This is a genomic window from Pseudomonas sp. ACN5 (assembly GCF_002303975.1).
GTDB lineage: Bacteria > Pseudomonadota > Gammaproteobacteria > Pseudomonadales > Pseudomonadaceae > Aquipseudomonas > Aquipseudomonas laurylsulfatiphila.
Genome location: NZ_MRCP01000010.1, coordinates 54,973 through 71,903, shown reverse-complemented (window position 1 = coordinate 71,903; position 16,931 = coordinate 54,973). Strand labels below are relative to the sequence as shown.

18 protein-coding genes and 1 tRNA gene are annotated in these 16,931 nt (G+C 59.1%); 6 read left to right on the top strand and 13 right to left on the bottom strand.

What is annotated here, in order from left to right:
- The first annotated feature begins 1 nt into the window (after nt 1).
- Together BSF40_RS19185 and lhpI are read left to right on the top strand one after the other, a co-directional pair.
- Nucleotides 2-790: an amino acid ABC transporter ATP-binding protein gene (locus BSF40_RS19185; protein WP_095966290.1), complete on the top strand. Its 789-nt coding sequence runs from the start codon at nt 2-4 to the stop codon at nt 788-790.
- 127 nt (nt 791-917) lie between these two features.
- Complete coding sequence (lhpI, locus tag BSF40_RS19180) at nt 918-1,865, top strand: bifunctional Delta(1)-pyrroline-2-carboxylate/Delta(1)-piperideine-2-carboxylate reductase (protein WP_095966289.1); 948 nt, start codon at nt 918-920, stop codon at nt 1,863-1,865.
- 247 nt (nt 1,866-2,112) lie between these two features.
- Here lhpI and BSF40_RS19175 read toward each other — a convergent pair.
- The 5 genes from BSF40_RS19175 to dapA all read right to left on the bottom strand — a co-directional run bounded on the left by BSF40_RS19175 (nt 2,113) and on the right by dapA (nt 5,802).
- Nucleotides 2,113-2,202, bottom strand: a tRNA-Ser gene (locus BSF40_RS19175).
- Between the two features lie 83 nt (nt 2,203-2,285).
- Nucleotides 2,286-2,999 carry a phosphoribosylaminoimidazolesuccinocarboxamide synthase gene (purC, locus tag BSF40_RS19170; RefSeq protein WP_007944067.1) on the bottom strand — a complete coding sequence of 238 codons (714 nt, stop codon included), beginning with the start codon at nt 2,997-2,999 and terminating at the stop codon, nt 2,286-2,288.
- A 28-nt stretch (nt 3,000-3,027) separates the two neighbouring features.
- Entirely contained in the window at nt 3,028-3,786 is a 759-nt protein-coding gene (locus BSF40_RS19165) for an MBL fold metallo-hydrolase (RefSeq protein ID WP_095966288.1), read from the bottom strand.
- A gap of 4 nt (nt 3,787-3,790) precedes the next feature.
- Nucleotides 3,791-4,906: an outer membrane protein assembly factor BamC gene (bamC, locus tag BSF40_RS19160; RefSeq protein WP_095966287.1), complete on the bottom strand. Its 1,116-nt coding sequence runs from the start codon at nt 4,904-4,906 to the stop codon at nt 3,791-3,793.
- 17 nt (nt 4,907-4,923) lie between these two features.
- Nucleotides 4,924-5,802 carry a 4-hydroxy-tetrahydrodipicolinate synthase gene (dapA, locus tag BSF40_RS19155; protein ID WP_007979774.1) on the bottom strand — a complete coding sequence of 293 codons (879 nt, stop codon included), beginning with the start codon at nt 5,800-5,802 and terminating at the stop codon, nt 4,924-4,926.
- Nucleotides 5,803-6,131: 329 nt separating this feature from the next.
- On the opposite strand from dapA, the gene BSF40_RS19145 reads away from it, so the two are divergent.
- Both BSF40_RS19145 and BSF40_RS19140 read left to right on the top strand, forming a co-directional pair.
- Nucleotides 6,132-6,692 carry a glycine cleavage system protein R gene (locus BSF40_RS19145; protein WP_007979776.1) on the top strand — a complete coding sequence of 187 codons (561 nt, stop codon included), beginning with the start codon at nt 6,132-6,134 and terminating at the stop codon, nt 6,690-6,692.
- A gap of 11 nt (nt 6,693-6,703) precedes the next feature.
- Nucleotides 6,704-7,177 carry a peroxiredoxin gene (locus BSF40_RS19140; protein WP_095966286.1) on the top strand — a complete coding sequence of 158 codons (474 nt, stop codon included), beginning with the start codon at nt 6,704-6,706 and terminating at the stop codon, nt 7,175-7,177.
- 130 nt (nt 7,178-7,307) lie between these two features.
- On the opposite strand, the gene BSF40_RS19135 is transcribed toward BSF40_RS19140, so the two are convergent.
- Nucleotides 7,308-8,378, bottom strand: a complete 1,071-nt coding sequence (locus BSF40_RS19135; protein ID WP_095966285.1) for an AI-2E family transporter — start codon at nt 8,376-8,378, stop codon at nt 7,308-7,310.
- A gap of 31 nt (nt 8,379-8,409) precedes the next feature.
- A complete protein-coding gene (locus tag BSF40_RS19130) occupies nt 8,410-8,649 on the bottom strand; it encodes a sulfurtransferase TusA family protein (protein WP_007979782.1) in 240 nt (79 codons plus the stop codon).
- A 98-nt stretch (nt 8,650-8,747) separates the two neighbouring features.
- Between BSF40_RS19130 and BSF40_RS19125 the strand changes: the two genes are divergently transcribed.
- The gene (locus BSF40_RS19125; protein ID WP_095966284.1) at nt 8,748-10,181 is read left to right on the top strand and encodes a M48 family metalloprotease; all 1,434 of its coding nucleotides are present in this window, start codon (nt 8,748-8,750) and stop codon (nt 10,179-10,181) included.
- Nucleotides 10,182-10,258: 77 nt separating this feature from the next.
- Here the strand turns inward: BSF40_RS19125 and BSF40_RS19120 are convergent, their stop codons facing one another.
- From BSF40_RS19120 to rpoE, 4 genes are all read right to left on the bottom strand, one after another.
- The gene (locus tag BSF40_RS19120; RefSeq protein WP_095966283.1) at nt 10,259-11,683 is read right to left on the bottom strand and encodes a DegQ family serine endoprotease; all 1,425 of its coding nucleotides are present in this window, start codon (nt 11,681-11,683) and stop codon (nt 10,259-10,261) included.
- A 178-nt stretch (nt 11,684-11,861) separates the two neighbouring features.
- Nucleotides 11,862-12,821, bottom strand: coding sequence for a MucB/RseB C-terminal domain-containing protein (locus BSF40_RS19110; RefSeq protein ID WP_095966281.1), 960 nt, complete (start codon nt 12,819-12,821; stop codon nt 11,862-11,864).
- Nucleotides 12,822-12,829: 8 nt separating this feature from the next.
- Entirely contained in the window at nt 12,830-13,417 is a 588-nt protein-coding gene (locus tag BSF40_RS19105) for a sigma-E factor negative regulatory protein (RefSeq protein WP_015093912.1), read from the bottom strand.
- Between the two features lie 31 nt (nt 13,418-13,448).
- Nucleotides 13,449-14,030 (bottom strand): RNA polymerase sigma factor RpoE, encoded by a 582-nt coding sequence (gene rpoE, locus BSF40_RS19100; RefSeq protein ID WP_003172477.1) that lies wholly within the window; start codon nt 14,028-14,030, stop codon nt 13,449-13,451.
- A gap of 552 nt (nt 14,031-14,582) precedes the next feature.
- Between rpoE and nadB the strand changes: the two genes are divergently transcribed.
- The gene (gene nadB / locus BSF40_RS19095) at nt 14,583-16,199 is read left to right on the top strand and encodes an L-aspartate oxidase (RefSeq protein WP_095966280.1); all 1,617 of its coding nucleotides are present in this window, start codon (nt 14,583-14,585) and stop codon (nt 16,197-16,199) included.
- Here nadB and BSF40_RS19090 read toward each other — a convergent pair.
- The gene (locus BSF40_RS19090; protein WP_095966279.1) at nt 16,168-16,620 is read right to left on the bottom strand and encodes a protein YgfX; all 453 of its coding nucleotides are present in this window, start codon (nt 16,618-16,620) and stop codon (nt 16,168-16,170) included. The genes nadB and BSF40_RS19090 overlap by 32 nt on opposite strands.
- Complete coding sequence (locus tag BSF40_RS19085) at nt 16,604-16,858, bottom strand: succinate dehydrogenase assembly factor 2 (RefSeq protein WP_007979797.1); 255 nt, start codon at nt 16,856-16,858, stop codon at nt 16,604-16,606. Before BSF40_RS19085 ends, BSF40_RS19090 begins: the two co-directional genes overlap by 17 nt.
- Nucleotides 16,859-16,931: the final 73 nt, after the last annotated feature.

Below are 16,931 nucleotides of genomic sequence, written 5' to 3'. Positions count from 1 at the left end.
CATGCATGCTCTCTCTGCCCTTGTAGACACTCCGTTCGCCGCAAGCCCGGACACCCGTAAGGTGGTGGTTGATATCGCCGGCCTGAACAAGTTCTATGGCGCCTTCCATGTGCTGAAAAACATCGATTTGAAAGTGCGCGAAGGCGAGCGCATCGTGCTCTGCGGGCCTTCCGGCTCCGGAAAATCGACGCTTATCCGCTGCATCAACCGCCTGGAAATCGCCGAAAAAGGCCGCATCCTGGTCAACGACACCGACTTGGCCCAGACCAACCGCGAGGCCGCCAAGGTCCGCAGTGAAATAGGCATGGTGTTCCAGCATTTCAATCTGTTCCCGCACATGAGTGTGCTCGATAACTGCACCCTGGCCCCGATTTCGGTGCGTGGCCTGAGCCGCAAGAAGGCCGAGGAGCTGGCCCAGCACTTCCTGCAAAAAGTCGGTATCGCCAGCCAGGCCGGCAAGTACCCAAGCCAGCTCTCGGGAGGCCAGCAACAGCGCGTGGCCATCGCCCGGGCTTTGTGCATGGAACCCAAAATCATGTTGTTCGACGAACCCACCTCGGCGCTCGACCCGGAGATGGTAAGCGAAGTGTTGGATGTGATGGTTAACCTGGCCGGCAGCGGTATGACCATGCTCTGCGTGACCCACGAAATGGGCTTTGCCCGGCAAGTGGCCGAGCGCGTGCTGTTTCTCGACAGCGGCCAGATCATTGAGGACGCACCGCCTCAGGACTTCTTCAGCGCCCCGAACAGCGCGCGGGCCAAGGCCTTTCTTTCGCAAATTTTACATTGAGGCCACATACGAACACGGCTTGTCTGCGATGGCTGCGCCAGGCGTAGGCCGTTAATCAACGCACTTGCGCGCACAGCTGTTTCTTTCCGACATCCGCTACTACTGATCTCAGCAAAAGGAATATTCAATGACTAATATGCTGGCGAATAATGCCGCCCCGAAAAACCTTGCAGTTACCGTCTGTGATCAAGCGCAGACAGCGGCACTGCTGGATTTCAAAAAACTCGTTGACGCTATTGCCCAAGCCGCAACCGAACTGGAAGCTGGTTCAATTCTGAGCCCTGAGCGCTTGGTTGTACCCCTGGGTGACGGCGGTGTTTTGCTGAGCATGCCCGCCACCGCTCAGGACATCGGCATCCACAAACTAGTAAACGTCCAGCCGGGGAATGTGCAGCGTCAGCTGCCCACGATCAACGGCACGGTAACCGTATGTGATGCCGTAACCGGACAAATAAAGTGCTTGCTCGACGGCCCAGAGGTCACCGGGCGTCGTACTGCGGCAGTAACCCTCCTGGCGATTCGGACACTGTTGAAGCGTGAGCCGAAACAGATCTTACTGTTCGGAACCGGCGCACAAGCACGTCATCACGTACAAGCTATCAATGCCCTTTACCCACTATGCAAGCTGTGGGTAAAGGGCATTGACGCGCAGACGGCGGCAGACTTTTGCAACAAAAATCGAGACCTGCACGAGCATTTGCAACCGTACGGCGACAGCATTCCCGACGTGGATGTGGTAATCACCGTAACCACCAGCACAGAGCCGGTCTACAACGAGCTAGCCAAACCTGGTCGATTGATTATCGGTGTAGGTGCTTTCAAACCGGAGATGGCAGAGCTCGGCAAAGTCACTCTGGACGGTAGCGTTCTCTATGCTGACGATACTGCCGGAGCGCAGCACGAAGCAGGCGACCTGTTGCGGGCAGGAGTGGATTGGTCTCAAGTCAGATCGCTGGCCGCAGCCATTCGCGGCCCAATCGATTTGTCACGCCCCGTTGTGTTTAAAAGCGTGGGTACCGCGGCTTGGGACCTGGCCGCTTCGCGGGTCGCGCTCCACGCCCTTGCCAGCCAATAAACCAATTTCGCAAGCTTTGAATTATAAATTGCACTCAGCCATCGCTAGCGTTGACTATCTTCGCTAGCGATGGCCCAGAAGCGATTCCAAGAGTATGGCGGGCATCGTCTCGAAAATGCCGGGGTTTAGAACGGGCTAGAGCGGAATACAGGGCATGTTTTATGCCTTGGAAATGCCCTAAACAATATGACAGAAACGAAAAAGCCCCTGTAATCAACGATTACAGGGGCTTAGTCGTATTCAATAATGGCGGAGAGATAGGGATTCGAACCCTAGGTACCGGTGAAGGTACAACGGATTTCGAATCCGTCCCATTCGGCCACTCTGGCATCTCTCCAACGGCGCGCATCATAACAACACTTTCGCCGGAAGCGAACCCCCCAAGCGAAATATTTCTGTGCTTTCAGATGCTTGCGTCGGTTAAAGCGGTACGCCCAGACGGTTGGCGACTTCTTCGTAGGCTTCGATGACGTCACCGAGGCCCTGACGGAAGCGGTCCTTGTCCATTTTCTTGCCGGTAGCCTTGTCCCACAGACGGCAGCCGTCCGGGCTGAACTCGTCGCCCAGCACGATGGAACCATCGTGGAACACGCCGAATTCCAGCTTGAAGTCGACCAGCAGCAGGCCGGCGTCGTCGAACAGTTTGCTCAGGACTTCGTTGACCTTGAGCGACAGTTCTTTCATGCGAACCAGTTGCTCGGCGGTGCCCCAACCGAAAGCCACGACGTGGGATTCGTTGATGAACGGGTCGCCCTTGGCGTCGTCCTTCAGGAACAGTTCGAAGGTGTAAGGGTTGAGCTTCATGCCCTCCTCGACACCCAGGCGCTTGACCAGGCTGCCAGCGGCGTAGTTACGCACGACGCACTCGACCGGGATCATGTCGAGCTTCTTCACCAGGCATTCGTTGTCGCCCAGCAGTTTGTCGAACTGGGTCGGCACGCCGGCCGCTTCGAGCTTCTGCATGATGAAGGCGTTGAACTTGTTGTTCACCATGCCCTTGCGGTCGAGCTGTTCGATACGCTTGCCGTCGAACGCCGAAGTGTCGTTGCGAAACAGCAGGATCAAACGGTTAGCGTCGTCGGTCTTGTAAACCGACTTGGCTTTGCCGCGGTAGAGTTCTTCACGTTTTTCCATGATGGGCTCCGCTTGCTAAGTAGATGGGCTAGGCGATGTGACGCCAGTCGAGCCCTGAATCTTGATCGGCCAGTTGCAGCCAGTCCGGGTCGCACCCAAGGGTGTCGACAAAACATTGCCGGGCCAGCTGCGGCAGGTTGTTCTTGCTGCTCAGATGGGCCAGGACCAGATGTTGCAGGTCCTTCCAGCCCAGCTCGGCCACCAGGAATGCCGCCTGGTGGTTGTTCAAATGTCCCAGTTCACCGCCCACCCGCTGCTTGAGAAAGTACGGGTAATAACCGCGAGCCAGCATGTCCCTGCAATGGTTGGACTCGATCATCAATGCATCGAGGTCCCGGTAACCGTCCAGTACCTTGTCGCAATAGGAGCCCAGGTCGGTCAACAGGCCAAAACGCCGTGAACCATCACTGAAGACATACTGCGTCGGTTCCTGTGCATCGTGGGCCACGGCAATGACACCGATGCTCAAGTCGCCGATCTGCAACTGCTCGCCGCCGGCCAGAAAGCCTGCGGGTTCAATCGGTTTGCGCATCCCGCGCAAGGTCCCGCGACTGAGGTAGACAGGCAGATTGTAGCGCCGAGACAGCAAACCCACGCCATGCACGTGGTCGGCATGTTCGTGGGTCACAAGTATCGCGCTCAGCTGCGCAGGGTTCACACCCAGTCGCAGCAGGCGTTTTTTGGTTTCCCGCAGGGAAAAACCACAATCCACCAGCACGTACGTATCAGCGCTGGCTATCAGCGTGCCGTTCCCTTGACTGCCGCTGCCGAGAACGGCAAAACGCATAGGATCAGCCCAGGTTGTCTTGAATCTTGCTCAACACTTTACGCGCCACATCTGCCGGCGCCACGGTGTTGATGTTCTTCTCGACGGTGACCTGGACGTTCTCGCCAACCTTGCTCAGGCGAACCTGATAACGCTCGGCACGGGCTTCAAGCTCTTCCTTGCTCGGCGCACTGCCGAACAGGCCGCTGAGGAAGCCTGGCTTGTCGTCTTTGCTCTCGGCTTTTTCGGCCAGGTTGATGTAGTACAGGCCCAGGCTGCGGTTGATGTCTTCAACGCGCCACTCACCTTGTTCCAGCGCACGACCTACGCTCGACCAGGCACGGTCAAGGTCGGTACCGACGTTCAGCACAGGGTTGCCGCTGCCGTCTTCACTCAGGCTGACACGGCTGGGCGCGTCGAAATCACGCGAAGCCAGCATGGAGACAGAACCGCCCTTCTCCGAGATACGGCTCATGCTCGCGAGCATGTCGTCGACCAGTGCCGCGTCCAGGCCAGTGTTGACCGAACGGTTGGTGAACTCGACATCGGCGGTGCTGCCGGCAGGACGCTCGGCGCTGACCACGTAGACTTCACTGGTGTTGCGCTGCACGCCCGGCTCGATGCGCACCCGCACGCGGGTTTCGCTGTCGGTGCTGACGCCGGCCGCGCCCAGGCGCTTGGCCATGGCCGCAGACAGTTCATCGGAATGCTGCCAGGTCGTGGTGAATTCGCCGGTTTGCGGGCGCTGTTCATCCAGACGGAAACCGTTGTCCTGGAAGAACTGAACGGCCACAGGCCAGATTTCGGCCGGCGGGTTCTGCGCCAGGATGGAGCTGGTGCCGCCGCTCTTCTGCAGCGAATAGGGACTGGCGTCGGCAGCCGCGGTCAGCGGCTGGGGACGAGGAACGACGTATTCGCCCGTGGCGGTGTCATCGGCCACGTTGCGCGGGATCGGCAACAGCGGATCCAGACGCTTGGCGGTATGGATATCCGGCGGAATTTGCATCGGTGCAGTCTGTTGCGCTTCCAGGTAATCGCTACCACGGTCACGGAAATAACCTTCCGGGCCCCAGATCCATCCGCAGCCACTGGTGCTGGAGATAATCAAGGCAAGTGCGGAAAGTCCGGCCATTCGCTTCATGCGTTGTACTTCCTCAATTAAACCAGGACGCTGCACTGGCGCAGGGCCGTGCGGAGCGTTTCGTGACAAGGTGCGCTCAGCCAGGTCAGCGGCAGGCGAATGCCTTCGTGCATCAGGCCCATTTCGACCAAAGCCCACTTCACCGGAATCGGGTTGGCTTCGATGAACAGGTCCTTGTGCAGCGGCATCAGTTTTTCGTTGATTGCCCGTGCAGTCTCGGCATCCCCCTTGAGGGCGGCCTCGCACAGATCGGCCATTTCACGCGGCGCGACGTTGGCGGTGACGGAGATGTTGCCCTTGCCACCCATCAGGATCAGCTCGACCGCGGTCGGATCATCGCCGGACAGCACGATGAAGTCCTTGCTGACGCCATCGAGGATGGCCTTGGCGCGCTTGAGGTCGCCGGTCGCTTCCTTGATACCGATGATGTTCGGCACGGTGGACAGGCGGATCACGGTCTCGGCCTGCATGTCGCAGGAGGTGCGGCCGGGCACGTTATAGAGAATCTGCGGGATGTCGACCGCTTCGGCGATGTGCTTGAAGTGCAGATACAGGCCTTCCTGGGTCGGCTTGTTGTAGTACGGCACGACCAGCAGGCAGGCATCGGCGCCGGCTTCCTTGGCATTGCGGGTCAACTCGACGGCTTCGCGGGTCGAATTGGCGCCGGTACCGGCAATCACCGGAATGCGGCCATTGACCTGCTTGACTACCGCCTTGATGACGGCGATGTGTTCATCGACATCAAGGGTGGCCGATTCGCCGGTGGTACCGACGGCGACAATGGCATGGGTGCCGTTTTCAAGGTGGAAGTCCACGAGTTTGCTGAGGCTGTCCCAGTCAAGACGCCCCTGTGCATCCATGGGAGTGACCAGTGCCACCATACTGCCCGCAATCATGAAACCGCTCCTGCCGGAAAAAGAGAGCCGTAATGGTACTGGCGCCAAGTTGCTTGCACAAGCGAAGTACTGTGCTGCCGCCATTCCCCTTGGCGCCGGTTTTCGCTACCCTTCAGACTTTGATCGTTACAGACAAGCTCGTCCGTCGGGTTTCAGCCTCCATTTTCGGCATCACAAGTCCTGATCCAGCGTTGCCACGTCTCGCTCCCGCCCCGGCGGAGCCTGTTCGCAATCTGTCACTCGGGACTTTCTGAGTTCGCATCCGCAGGCTCGCTCCCGACCAATCAGCCCTTAGACGTACCGACCGCTCATCGCTTTAGGAATGCTGCATGTCCACCCCCACAGTTCGCGAACAATTCCTTGTTATCAGTGCCCTCGGCGCCAACCCCATGGAGCTGACCAACGTCCTGTGCCGCGCCAGCCATGAAAACCGCTGCGCCGTTGTCACCTCTCGCCTGACCCGTCATGGCGAATGCAGCGCCCTGGTGCTGGAAATCTCCGGTAGCTGGGATGCCCTGGCGCGCCTGGAAGGCAGCCTGCCAGTGCTGGCCAAGCGGCATGCGTTCACGGTCAACGTGGTGCGCAGCGCCGCCCTGGAAAACCGCCCCCAGGCCCTGCCGTACGTCGCTTATGTCAGCTCGGCCTACCGCTCGGACATCATCAACGAGCTGTGCCAGTTCTTCATGGACCACAATGTCGAGCTGGAAAACCTGACCTGCGACACCTATCAGGCCCCGCAGACCGGAGGCACCATGCTCAATGCCACGTTCACCGTGACCTTGCCGGCCGGCGTGCAGATCAGCTGGCTGCGCGATCAGTTCCTGGATTTCGCCGACGCACTGAACCTGGACGCCCTGATCGAACCCTGGCGCCCACAGAACCCAATGTAAGGAAGCTTTCCATGGCCGTTGCCATCGACCAACCGGTTGCCGATTTCGAAGCCTCCGCCACCAGCGGGCAGACCGTCAGCCTCGCAGGCCTGAAGGGCAAGCAGGTGGTGATCTACTTCTATCCGAAGGACAGCACGCCGGGCTGCACCACCGAAGGCCAGGGCTTTCGTGATCAGTATGCCGCGTTCAAGGCCGCCAACACCGAAGTGTTCGGCGTATCTCGCGACAGCCTGAAATCCCACGAGAACTTCAAGTGCAAACAGGAATTCCCCTTTGAGCTGATCAGCGACAAGGACGAAGCCATCTGCCAGCTGTTCGACGTGATCAAGCTGAAAAAGCTGTATGGCAAGGAATACATGGGCGTGGATCGCAGCACGTTCCTGATCGACAAGAATGGCGTGCTGCGCCAGGAGTGGCGTGGCGTGAAGGTGCCGGGGCATGTGGATGCGGTTCTGGCGGCGGCTCAGGCCCTCGACAAAGCCTGATTCATATAGCGCCTATCCGGACGCCTTCGCGGGCAAGCCCGCTCCCACAGTTGACCGAGTTGTTCAGGCGAACAAGGTCCAATGTGGGAGCGGGCTTGCCCGCGAAGAGGCCGTCAGCCTCACCGAAGATTCAAAGCAACGGCGCCACCTCCGGCTCCTTGCGCGGCCAGGCATCCAGCACCGCCTTGAACAGCGTCGCCAGGGGAATCGCAAAGAACACCCCCCAGAAGCCCCACAACCCGCCAAACAGCAGCACCGCACAGATGATCGCCACCGGGTGCAGGTTGACCGCCTCCGAGAACAGCAAGGGCACCAGCACGTTGCCATCGAGCGTCTGGATGATTCCGTAGACCGCCATCAGGTAGATGAACTGATCGCTCCAGCCCCACTGGAACAGCGCAATCAGAAATACGGGTACTGTCACCACCACGGCGCCGACATAAGGCACGACCACCGAAATCCCCACCAGCAGTGCCAGCAACGCCGCGTAGTTGAGTTCAAGCACGACAAAGGCGATGTAGGTCACCCCACCACAGATAAAGATTTCGATGACCTTGCCGCGAATGTAGTTGGCGATCTGCCGGTTCATCTCATGGGCGACCCGGGTGATCAGCGCCCGCTCACGGGGCAGGTAACCGCGCACCCACTGGCCGATCATGGCCCGGTCCTTGAGGAAGAAAAACACCAGGATCGGTACCAGCACCAGGTAGATCATGATGTTCACCAGCAAGGGCAGGCTCGACAGCGAGAACGTCAGTGCCCACTGACCAAACTTGCCGATTTCGCCGCGCGCCACTTCAATGGCCCGCAGTACTTGCTCATCAGACACCAGATGCGGATAGCGCTCGGGCAGCAGCAGCAACAGTGACTGCCACTTGGCGAGCATGCCGGGCAACTCGTTGAACAAGGTGATCAGTTGATGCCACAGCAGCGGCACGACCACCACGATAAACACCAGCAACAGCCCCATGAACAACGCAAAGACCAACCCCACCGCGACCCAGCCCGGCACACGCAGGCGCTCAAGCGTCACCACCAGCCCCTGCATCAGGTACGCCAGCACCATCCCGGCGAGCACCGGCGCCAGCATGCCGCCCAGGGTCAATACGGCGGTGAACGCCAGAAACAGCAGCACAGCCAGCACCACCGCTTCTTCATCGGAAAAATAGCGCTGAATCCAGTCGCGTAACACTTTGAACATCAATAATCCTTAGGAGCAAACGCAGCACAATTCAGGCTTTTTTCAACCAGTAGCGGTAAACACCCGCTTCATCTTCTTCACGAAGCAGGGTATGACCGGCCAATCGGGCAAAGGTGCGAAAGTCGCGCTGCGAACCTGCATCGGTGGCGATAACCTTGAGCACCGCGCCACTGGCCAGCCGGTTGAGCTCCATCTTGGCCTTGAGCAACGGCAACGGGCAATTCAGGCCGCTGGCGTCCAGTTCAACGTCATGCTCTACAGCATCGGTCATTGCATCACTCCGGGTCAGGTGGTTGAGTTGCCTAGAATATCTGGTCGCAACGCCGGTGTCCGGCTACAGTAAGGTCTTTGTCGACTAAGGCTTTGTGCATGACATTTTTGCGCCCTACCCTGCTGACGCTCGCTTGCCTGCTCGCCTCACCGGGCTTCGCCGACGACCTGCCGTCACTCGGCGACGCCAGTTCTGCCATTGTCTCGCCACAACAGGAATACCAACTCGGCCGCGCATGGCTGGCCATGTTGCGCAGCCAGGTTTCGCAACTCAACGACCCGCAACTCAAGAATTACGTGGAATCCAGCGTTTACCGCCTGCTGGAGACCAGCCAGGTCACTGACCGGCGCCTGGAATTCATCCTGATCAACAGCCCGCAGCTCAACGCCTTTGCGGCGCCGGGCGGGATCGTCGGGGTCAACGGTGGCTTGTTCCTCAACGCCCAGACCGAAGGCGAATACGCCTCGGTACTGGCGCACGAACTGGCTCACTTGTCGCAGCGCCACTTTGCCCGGGGTATCGAAGCACAAAAACGCATGCAAGTCCCCATGATGGCTGCATTGCTGGCGGGTATCGTGGTAGCGGCCGCAGGTGGCGGTGACGCCGGGATCGCAGCCATTGCCGGCACACAGGCAGCAGCCATTCAGGAGCAGCGGCGATTCTCCCGCCAGAACGAACAGGAAGCCGACCGTATCGGCCTCCTCAATCTGGAAAAGGCCGGTTACGATCCCCGCTCGATGCCAACCATGTTCGAGCGCCTGGGGCGTCAGTACCGCTACGATGCCAAGCCACCGGAGTTCCTGCTGACTCACCCAGTCACCGAATCGCGTATCGCCGACACCCGCAACCGCGCCGAACAGTTTCCAACGGGCGGCATTGAAGACAGCATGCGCTACCAGCTGATCCGCGCACGCGTACAGCTGATCTATGAAGAAACCCCGGGGCTGGGCGCCAAGCGCTTCCGCGCCCAACTCGACGAGAACCCGAAAAACGACGTGGCACGCTACGGCCTGGCGATCGCCCAGATCAAGGGCGGCCAACTGAACGAAGCACGGGAGAACCTCAAGCAGTTGCTGGCCAAGTCACCTAACGAAATCATCTACAACCTCGCTCAGGTCGATCTGGACATCACCAACAATCGCCTGGCGGATGCCCAGTCCCGGGTTGACCGCTTGATGACCCAGTACCCTGGCAACTACCCGCTGAACCAGGTGCGCGTCGACCTGCTGCTCAAGCAAAACCGCACCGCAGATGCGGAGAAAGCCCTCGAAAGCCTGCTCAAGTCACGGCCGGATGACCCGGACGTGTGGTATCAGGTTGCCGAGACGCGCGGACTGTCGGGCAATATCATCGGCCTGCATCAGGCGCGCGCCGAATATTTTGCCCTGGTCGGGGACTACAAACAGGCCATTCAGCAACTGGACTTCGCCAAACGCAAGGCCGGCAGCAACTTCCCGCTGTCTTCGCGGATCGACGCGCGGCAACGCGAGCTGATGGAACAGGAGCGCTTGATCAAGGACATGATGGGCTGACGCCCTTGCAGACAAAAAGTCCGGACATAAAAAAACCGCCTCTTTCGAGGCGGTTTTTTATTCAGCCATCAACCGGGTTATTCAGCCAGCTTGAAGGTGATGAAGCTCGCACGACCTTGACGCAGTACTCGCATCGACACCGAACGGTTCTTTGGCAGCGCCTTGGCGATGTCCGCGAACTCCTTGGCGGAACCGATGGCCTGGTTGTTCAGGTGGGTGATCACATCACCCGGCTGCAGGCCGATCATGGCGGCAGGACCGTCCTGCACTTCCTTGATCACCACACCACCTTTGAGGTCGTAGGTTTTCTTCTGGTCGTCAGTCAGTTCGACCACGGAAACACCCAGGCGATTGCTGCTGCGCTCGATGCTGGATTTCGGCTCGGCGCCCATTTCCTTGTCTTCATCCGGTATGGCACCGACGGTCAGCTCGACATTTTTGCGCTTGCCGTCACGAATTACTTCCAGATCAGCCTTGGCGCCAGCCTTCAATGCGCCAACGAGGTGCGGCAAGTCGGCCGACATGACGATTGGCTGACCGTTCATGCTCAGGATCACGTCACCCACTTGCAGGCCACCCTTGGCAGCCGGGCCATCATCCTGGATCTGAGCCACCAGCGCACCCGCCGGTTTCTCCAGGCCAAACGACTCGGCGAGATCCTTGCTCACTTCCTGAATCACCACGCCCAGCCAGCCACGGCTGACCTTGCCACCGGACTTCAGCTGATTGGAAACGTCCATGGCCACGTCGATCGGGATTGCAAACGACACGCCCATGAAGCCGCCGGAGCGGGTATAGATCTGCGAGTTGATCCCGACCACTTCACCGTTGAGGTTGAACAGCGGGCCGCCCGAGTTACCTGGGTTGATCGGCACGTCGGTCTGGATGAACGGCACATAGTTTTCGTTCGGCAGGCTGCGACCGACGGCGCTGACGATGCCCTGGGTCACCGTGTGGTCAAAGCCGAACGGCGAACCGATAGCAACCACCCACTGACCAGCCTTCAGGTCCTGGGATTTACCGAGTTTGAGCACCGGCAGATCCTTGCCTTCGATTTTCAGCAGCGCCACGTCGGAACGTGGATCGGTACCGACCAGCTTGGCCTTCATTTCGCTGCGATCGGCCAGACGGACGAGGATTTCGTCTGCATCGGCGATCACGTGGTTATTGGTCAGGATGTAGCCATCAGACGAGATGATAAAACCCGAGCCCAGGGACGTTGCCTCGCGCTGACGGTCACGAGGAGAACGCGATTGCGGCGGCATGCCCCGCTCGAAGAATTCGCGCAGCATTGGCGGCAGGCCTTCGAGGTCGGGCATTTGCTGGCTGACTTTGCGATCCGGCAGCTTTTGCGTGGTACTGATGTTCACGACCGCGGGCGAGGCTTGTTCGACCAGTTGCGTAAAGTCAGGCAATTCGACCGCTTGGGCGGTGACCGCCTGACCGAGCACCAGCACGGTGGCAATAATGGAAAGGTAGGACTTCAAGCGTGGTATCGACATACGGCTCCCGTTACGACGAGCAGGGTTAAGCGATATGGAGCAAGGAACACCGGGAACAATACGCCGGTATTTTTGTTCCGGGAACAACAAACAAGGCCAGAGCCGAGGGGCTCTGACCTATAAGAAATTTAAGGGTTTTTTGCAAATTGAAATGCTCACGAAACATTTCGAATTTAGCTCACTGCTTGGTTGCAGTGGCGTCGGTGCGCATTGAAAGCGCTATCCGTTCAGCAGTACCTACCGGTATCTCGCCGACGACGGTCACCATCATGTCGCCTTGTGCCGTGGTCAAGCGCCGGGAAACCGCAACGGTCGGCCCCAACTGAGTACGGGTATCGGTGACGGTTGCGCCATTCAACGGTTCGAGGAATACCGAAAAACGCGCCAGACCATCGTCGTACATCAGGCTATTGACCTGGGTCTTGGTCTGCGGATCCTTGCGAGCGGTACTGCTGGTCAGCTCGAAGCCGGGAGGCAACCAGTCGGAATGCCAGACCTGGGCAGTCTTGACGGCAGAAGCCTTGTCACTGTCGAGGTTGACTGGCTTGCAATCATCGCTGGCCTGCAGATCCTTTTCGGAAGGAACGTCGGCCGTATCCAGTTGCGTGAACTGGAAGCGCTCCAGCAACCGCCCCTTGTCGTCCAATAACAAAGACTTCAGAGGCAGGCCGGTTTCTTTGTCCAGATGCAATTCAAAACCGTAGCGGTGTTGATCCCGGGGTTTCAGCGATACGATCACCGCCGAACGCCCGGCAACACGCGACTTGCCGATGACGGCGAGGTCATACCAATTCTTGAGCTTTTGAGGATCGAGTGCACGGGCAGCGGAGTTGGGGGAGTCCCCCAGCCCTGCTATCAGTGTGCCGCTGACGCATTGAGTATGCCCATCAATGCGAACGACTTCCTGAGCGGAGCCGTCGAGCTGGATCAATCGCTCGCGGACCTTTCCATCCTGGACGAGGTGCCAGATGTTATGGGTAGAAAAACTACCGTTACGCTCGTAGACGAAAGTACCCTGAAAGCTTTGCTGCTGCTCTGCCTGGCCCAGGCGGGTCAACCAGTCCTGGGCATCATCAGCTTGGGCTGGAACGATGAACCAGCCGCTGAGCAGAAGCGAAAGTAGAGGTATGGCGCGCATGATCCTCCTTAACGGTTTTCCAGACTTGCCGCACGAGCGTAAGGCAGAGCGCTCTCAGTACCTTTCAGTGCAGCCTGCTGTGCATGTTGGCGCAAGTAGCCTGGCAGACGCTGATCGTGCCAGCCTGGCTGACCTTGCAAAACGCCATTGGCCATTGGGCCTGTAGCTTCCGAACTCTCATTGTAGCCTGCCAGAACAGCAGGGCCTTTTACTTGAGGAGCGGCCAGTGCGGGTTGACTGGATTGCTGGGCCAGTTCGGTACCGGCGATCTCATCCTGGTTGTACAGACGCACACCGGCCAGTACCGCCAGGGTCACAGAAGCTGCGACCGCCAGACGACCCAGGCTGCGCCATGGACCGCGGGAAGCTTTTGCCGGTGAGGCCTCGTCAGCCAGGGCAGCAGAAACAGCCGCAGCGATGTCCAGGCGTGGAAGCAGCAGATCCTTGTGCATCACTGCCCGAGCGATCTGATAACGAGCCCAGGTTTCACGGGTTTCAACATCGTCGCAGGCATTCAATACCCGACGCAATTCCAATTCGTCCGCTTCGTTATCCATCACTGCGGACAGCGATTCCTGCAGGGCTTCACGACTCATGGCGTTCCTCTCTTGGCTGTCGCCGCTGTCTTTAGTTTTCCTGCAACAACGGCTGCAGGGCTTTGTCGATGGCCTCCCGGGCGCGGAAAATCCGGGAGCGCACGGTGCCTACCGGACATTGCATGACGCTCGCAATGTCCTCGTAACTCAGACCATCAAACTCACGTAAAGTTAAAGCCGTACGCAAATCTTCCGGCAGTTGCTGAATGGTTCGATGGACAGTGCCTTCGATCTCATCCCGCAGCAAAGCCCGTTCTGGCGACTCGAGATCCTTGAGGCCATGATCGCCATCGTAGAACTCTGCATCTTCGGAACTGACATCGCTATCCGGCGGCCGACGGCCGCGTGAAACCAGATAGTTTTTCGCCGTGTTGATGGCGATGCGGTAAAGCCACGTATAAAACGCGCTGTCTCCGCGAAAATTTCCAAGTGCACGGTACGCCTTGATAAAGGCTTCTTGTGCCACATCCTGGGCTTCATGGGTGTCGTGCACAAAACGCACGATCAACCCGAGAATTTTGTGCTGGTATTTCAGCACTAGCAGATCGAAAGCACGCTTGTCGCCGCGCTGAACGCGTTCGACCAGTTGCTGATCCTCTTCCTGGGTTAGCATGAACACTCCTCGATGAGCTCGGAGGAGGCTTGCAGAAGTAAACCACCAGACTTGCAAACATAGACTCGGGCTTTTCGCAAAAGTTCTCCCCCTCCAGGCAAGTTTCCTGCGGGCTCTGATTTGGCACGCACGAAAAGCGCAGCGCGAGTGGGCCCGGCTGCGCGAATAATCTTGTCATCGGATTCTTCGCCAGGGATCGAACTGCAATCCTGTACTGAATCCGACGCTGTCCCTTGTTTCAGGCAACGGTCTATTGATCTTGGCACTTTGGCAAAAGTTCCAAATATTTATAGCTGCGCCGAACCGACATTGTGCAACCGTGAAGCGAAAAAGACTGTTAAATCGGCGATACAGTCGTTCTCGCGCGCAACGGGCAGAAAAACATCCGACGAAGCGCCCGACATTTTGCGTCACAGTAGTTTCACAATGCCATGCTGGCTCGGGTATTGTGCCGTCCCCCCCCTCTATATACTAGTGGGCTGTGCGGCTGACCTGACTCGCCAATCCAGCTGCGCCACCCCCGACCCGGGTCGCTTTGAGCGGAATCCTGAAATGAGCCAACAGTTTCAACACGATGTTCTGGTAATTGGCAGCGGTGCTGCCGGCTTGAGCCTTGCGCTGACCTTGCCCGGTCATTTGCGCATTGCCGTATTGAGCAAAGGCAACCTCGCCAATGGCTCGACGTTCTGGGCCCAGGGTGGCGTTGCCGCCGTGCTGGACGACACCGACACCGTTGAATCCCATGTCGATGACACGCTCAATGCCGGCGGCGGCCTGTGCCATGAAGACGCGGTGCGCTTTACCGTCGAGCACAGCAAGGAAGCGATTCAATGGCTGATCGACCAGGGCGTGCCTTTTACCCGCGATGAACAGTCGGGCAATGAAGATGGCGGGTTCGAGTTCCACCTGACCCGCGAAGGCGGTCACAGCCATCGGCGCATCATCCACGCCGCCGATGCCACGGGCGCTGCCATTTTCACAACCCTGCTCGAGCAGGCCAGGAAACGACCGAACATCGAACTGCTGGAGCAGCGGGTTGCGGTAGACCTGATCACCGAGAAACGCCTGGGACTCGAAGGTGATCGCTGCCTCGGTGCTTATGTGCTCAATCGCGGCACCGGCGAAGTCGATACCTATGGCGCCCGCTTTGTGATCCTCGCCTCCGGGGGAGCGGCCAAGGTTTACCTGTACACCAGTAACCCCGACGGCGCCTGCGGCGATGGCATCGCCATGGCCTGGCGCTCAGGCTGCCGGGTGGCGAACCTGGAGTTCAACCAGTTTCACCCCACCTGCCTGTATCACCCGCAGGCCAAGAGCTTCCTGATCACCGAAGCCCTGCGCGGCGAGGGTGCCCACCTCAAGCTGCCCAACGGCGAGCGCTTCATGCAGCGCTTCGATCCACGGGCAGAACTGGCGCCACGGGACATCGTCGCCCGGGCCATCGACCATGAAATGAAACGCCTGGGTATCGATTGCGTCTATCTGGACATCAGCCACAAGCCCGAATCCTTTATCAAGACGCACTTCCCGACGGTGTACGAACGCTGCCTGGAATTTTCCATCGACATCACCAAACAGCCGATTCCGGTGGTCCCGGCGGCGCACTACACCTGCGGTGGCGTGATGGTCGACCAACAGGGCCGCACCGACGTGCCGGGGCTGTACGCCATTGGCGAAACCAGTTTCACCGGCCTGCACGGCGCCAACCGCATGGCCAGCAACTCACTGCTTGAATGTTTCGTTTATGCCCGCTCGGCGGCCGCGGACATTCTCGAACAGTTGCCCCGGGTTCCAATGCCCGCCCCCCTTCCCGCCTGGGATGCGAGCCAGGTTACCGATTCCGATGAAGACGTGATCATTGCGCACAACTGGGATGAGCTGCGGCGGTTCATGTGGGACTACGTTGGTATCGTGCGCACCAACAAACGCCTGCAACGGGCACAACACCGCGTGCAACTGTTGCTGGATGAAATCGACGAGTTCTACAGCAACTACAAGGTCAGCCGGGATCTGATCGAGCTGCGCAACCTGGCCCAGGTGGCCGAGCTGATGATTCTGTCAGCCATGGAGCGCAAGGAAAGCCGTGGCCTGCATTACACCCTCGACTACCCGGACATGTTGCCGGTCGCGCTGGACACTATTCTGGTGCCGCCCACCTACGTCGGCTGAATTTGAGCCGGACCCGCAGGCGTCGGTGCACATCCGCCGCCTGCGCATCCCGGGGCACGCAAATGGCCCTGACCCGGCGCTCGCCCCGCAGACGGAAACGCAAGACCACCACCAACGGCAGCGCCAGGCTGTCCGGCCTCAGCTGCACGGGCTGCCAACCCTTGGCCCGGCTCCACAATTGCCAACCATCGGCATCGCGCCGCAAGCCGCAAATGGCCTGCGGGTGTGTCAACAGAATCCCCCGGGGCAACAGCCAGACACCGTGAGCCACGCACAGCACAACGCCGAGCGAACTGGCCCAGAGCGGAATCGACAGTAAAAACAACGAACCCAGCGCGAACAGCTGGGCCAGCAGATACGCCGCCAGCAACTGCCGTGAGGCATGCCAGCGGCATTCGAACGAATTACTTGGGCTGGACACGATCCAGAATCATGCGAACCATGCGTTGCAGCTCGGGATCTTCCGATTCGCTGCGTTCCATGAACCAGCCGAACATGTCCTGATCCTCACACGTCAGCAGTCGGACGTACAACGCGCGATCCACCTCGTTGAGCGTTGCGTAAACCTCTTTCGTGAACGGCACCAGCAACACGTCAAGCTCAAGCATGCCACGGCGGCTGTGCCAAAAGAGGCGGTTCAGTTCAACATCTTCGACCATGGAGCGCTCCTCAAATAGGCCGCAAGTATACAGGCCCGCGCACCGTCGAACAGTCGGCTTTGGTCGGGCACCG

Coding starts and splice junctions, on each gene's coding strand:
- nadB (WP_095966280.1), top strand. CDS start 14,583: ATGAGCCAACAGTTTCAACACGATGTTCTGGTAATTGGCAGCGGTGCT.
- BSF40_RS19120 (WP_095966283.1), bottom strand. CDS start 11,683: ATGTCGATACCACGCTTGAAGTCCTACCTTTCCATTATTGCCACCGTG.
- BSF40_RS19130 (WP_007979782.1), bottom strand. CDS start 8,649: ATGACCGATGCTGTAGAGCATGACGTTGAACTGGACGCCAGCGGCCTG.
- BSF40_RS19145 (WP_007979776.1), top strand. CDS start 6,132: ATGTCCACCCCCACAGTTCGCGAACAATTCCTTGTTATCAGTGCCCTC.
- bamC (WP_095966287.1), bottom strand. CDS start 4,906: ATGAAGCGAATGGCCGGACTTTCCGCACTTGCCTTGATTATCTCCAGC.
- lhpI (WP_095966289.1), top strand. CDS start 918: ATGACTAATATGCTGGCGAATAATGCCGCCCCGAAAAACCTTGCAGTT.
- BSF40_RS19140 (WP_095966286.1), top strand. CDS start 6,704: ATGGCCGTTGCCATCGACCAACCGGTTGCCGATTTCGAAGCCTCCGCC.
- BSF40_RS19165 (WP_095966288.1), bottom strand. CDS start 3,786: ATGCGTTTTGCCGTTCTCGGCAGCGGCAGTCAAGGGAACGGCACGCTG.
- BSF40_RS19185 (WP_095966290.1), top strand. CDS start 2: ATGCATGCTCTCTCTGCCCTTGTAGACACTCCGTTCGCCGCAAGCCCG.
- purC (WP_007944067.1), bottom strand. CDS start 2,999: ATGGAAAAACGTGAAGAACTCTACCGCGGCAAAGCCAAGTCGGTTTAC.
- rpoE (WP_003172477.1), bottom strand. CDS start 14,030: ATGCTAACCCAGGAAGAGGATCAGCAACTGGTCGAACGCGTTCAGCGC.
- BSF40_RS19105 (WP_015093912.1), bottom strand. CDS start 13,417: ATGAGTCGTGAAGCCCTGCAGGAATCGCTGTCCGCAGTGATGGATAAC.
- dapA (WP_007979774.1), bottom strand. CDS start 5,802: ATGATTGCGGGCAGTATGGTGGCACTGGTCACTCCCATGGATGCACAG.
- BSF40_RS19135 (WP_095966285.1), bottom strand. CDS start 8,378: ATGTTCAAAGTGTTACGCGACTGGATTCAGCGCTATTTTTCCGATGAA.
- BSF40_RS19125 (WP_095966284.1), top strand. CDS start 8,748: ATGACATTTTTGCGCCCTACCCTGCTGACGCTCGCTTGCCTGCTCGCC.
- BSF40_RS19085 (WP_007979797.1), bottom strand. CDS start 16,858: ATGGTCGAAGATGTTGAACTGAACCGCCTCTTTTGGCACAGCCGCCGT.
- BSF40_RS19110 (WP_095966281.1), bottom strand. CDS start 12,821: ATGCGCGCCATACCTCTACTTTCGCTTCTGCTCAGCGGCTGGTTCATC.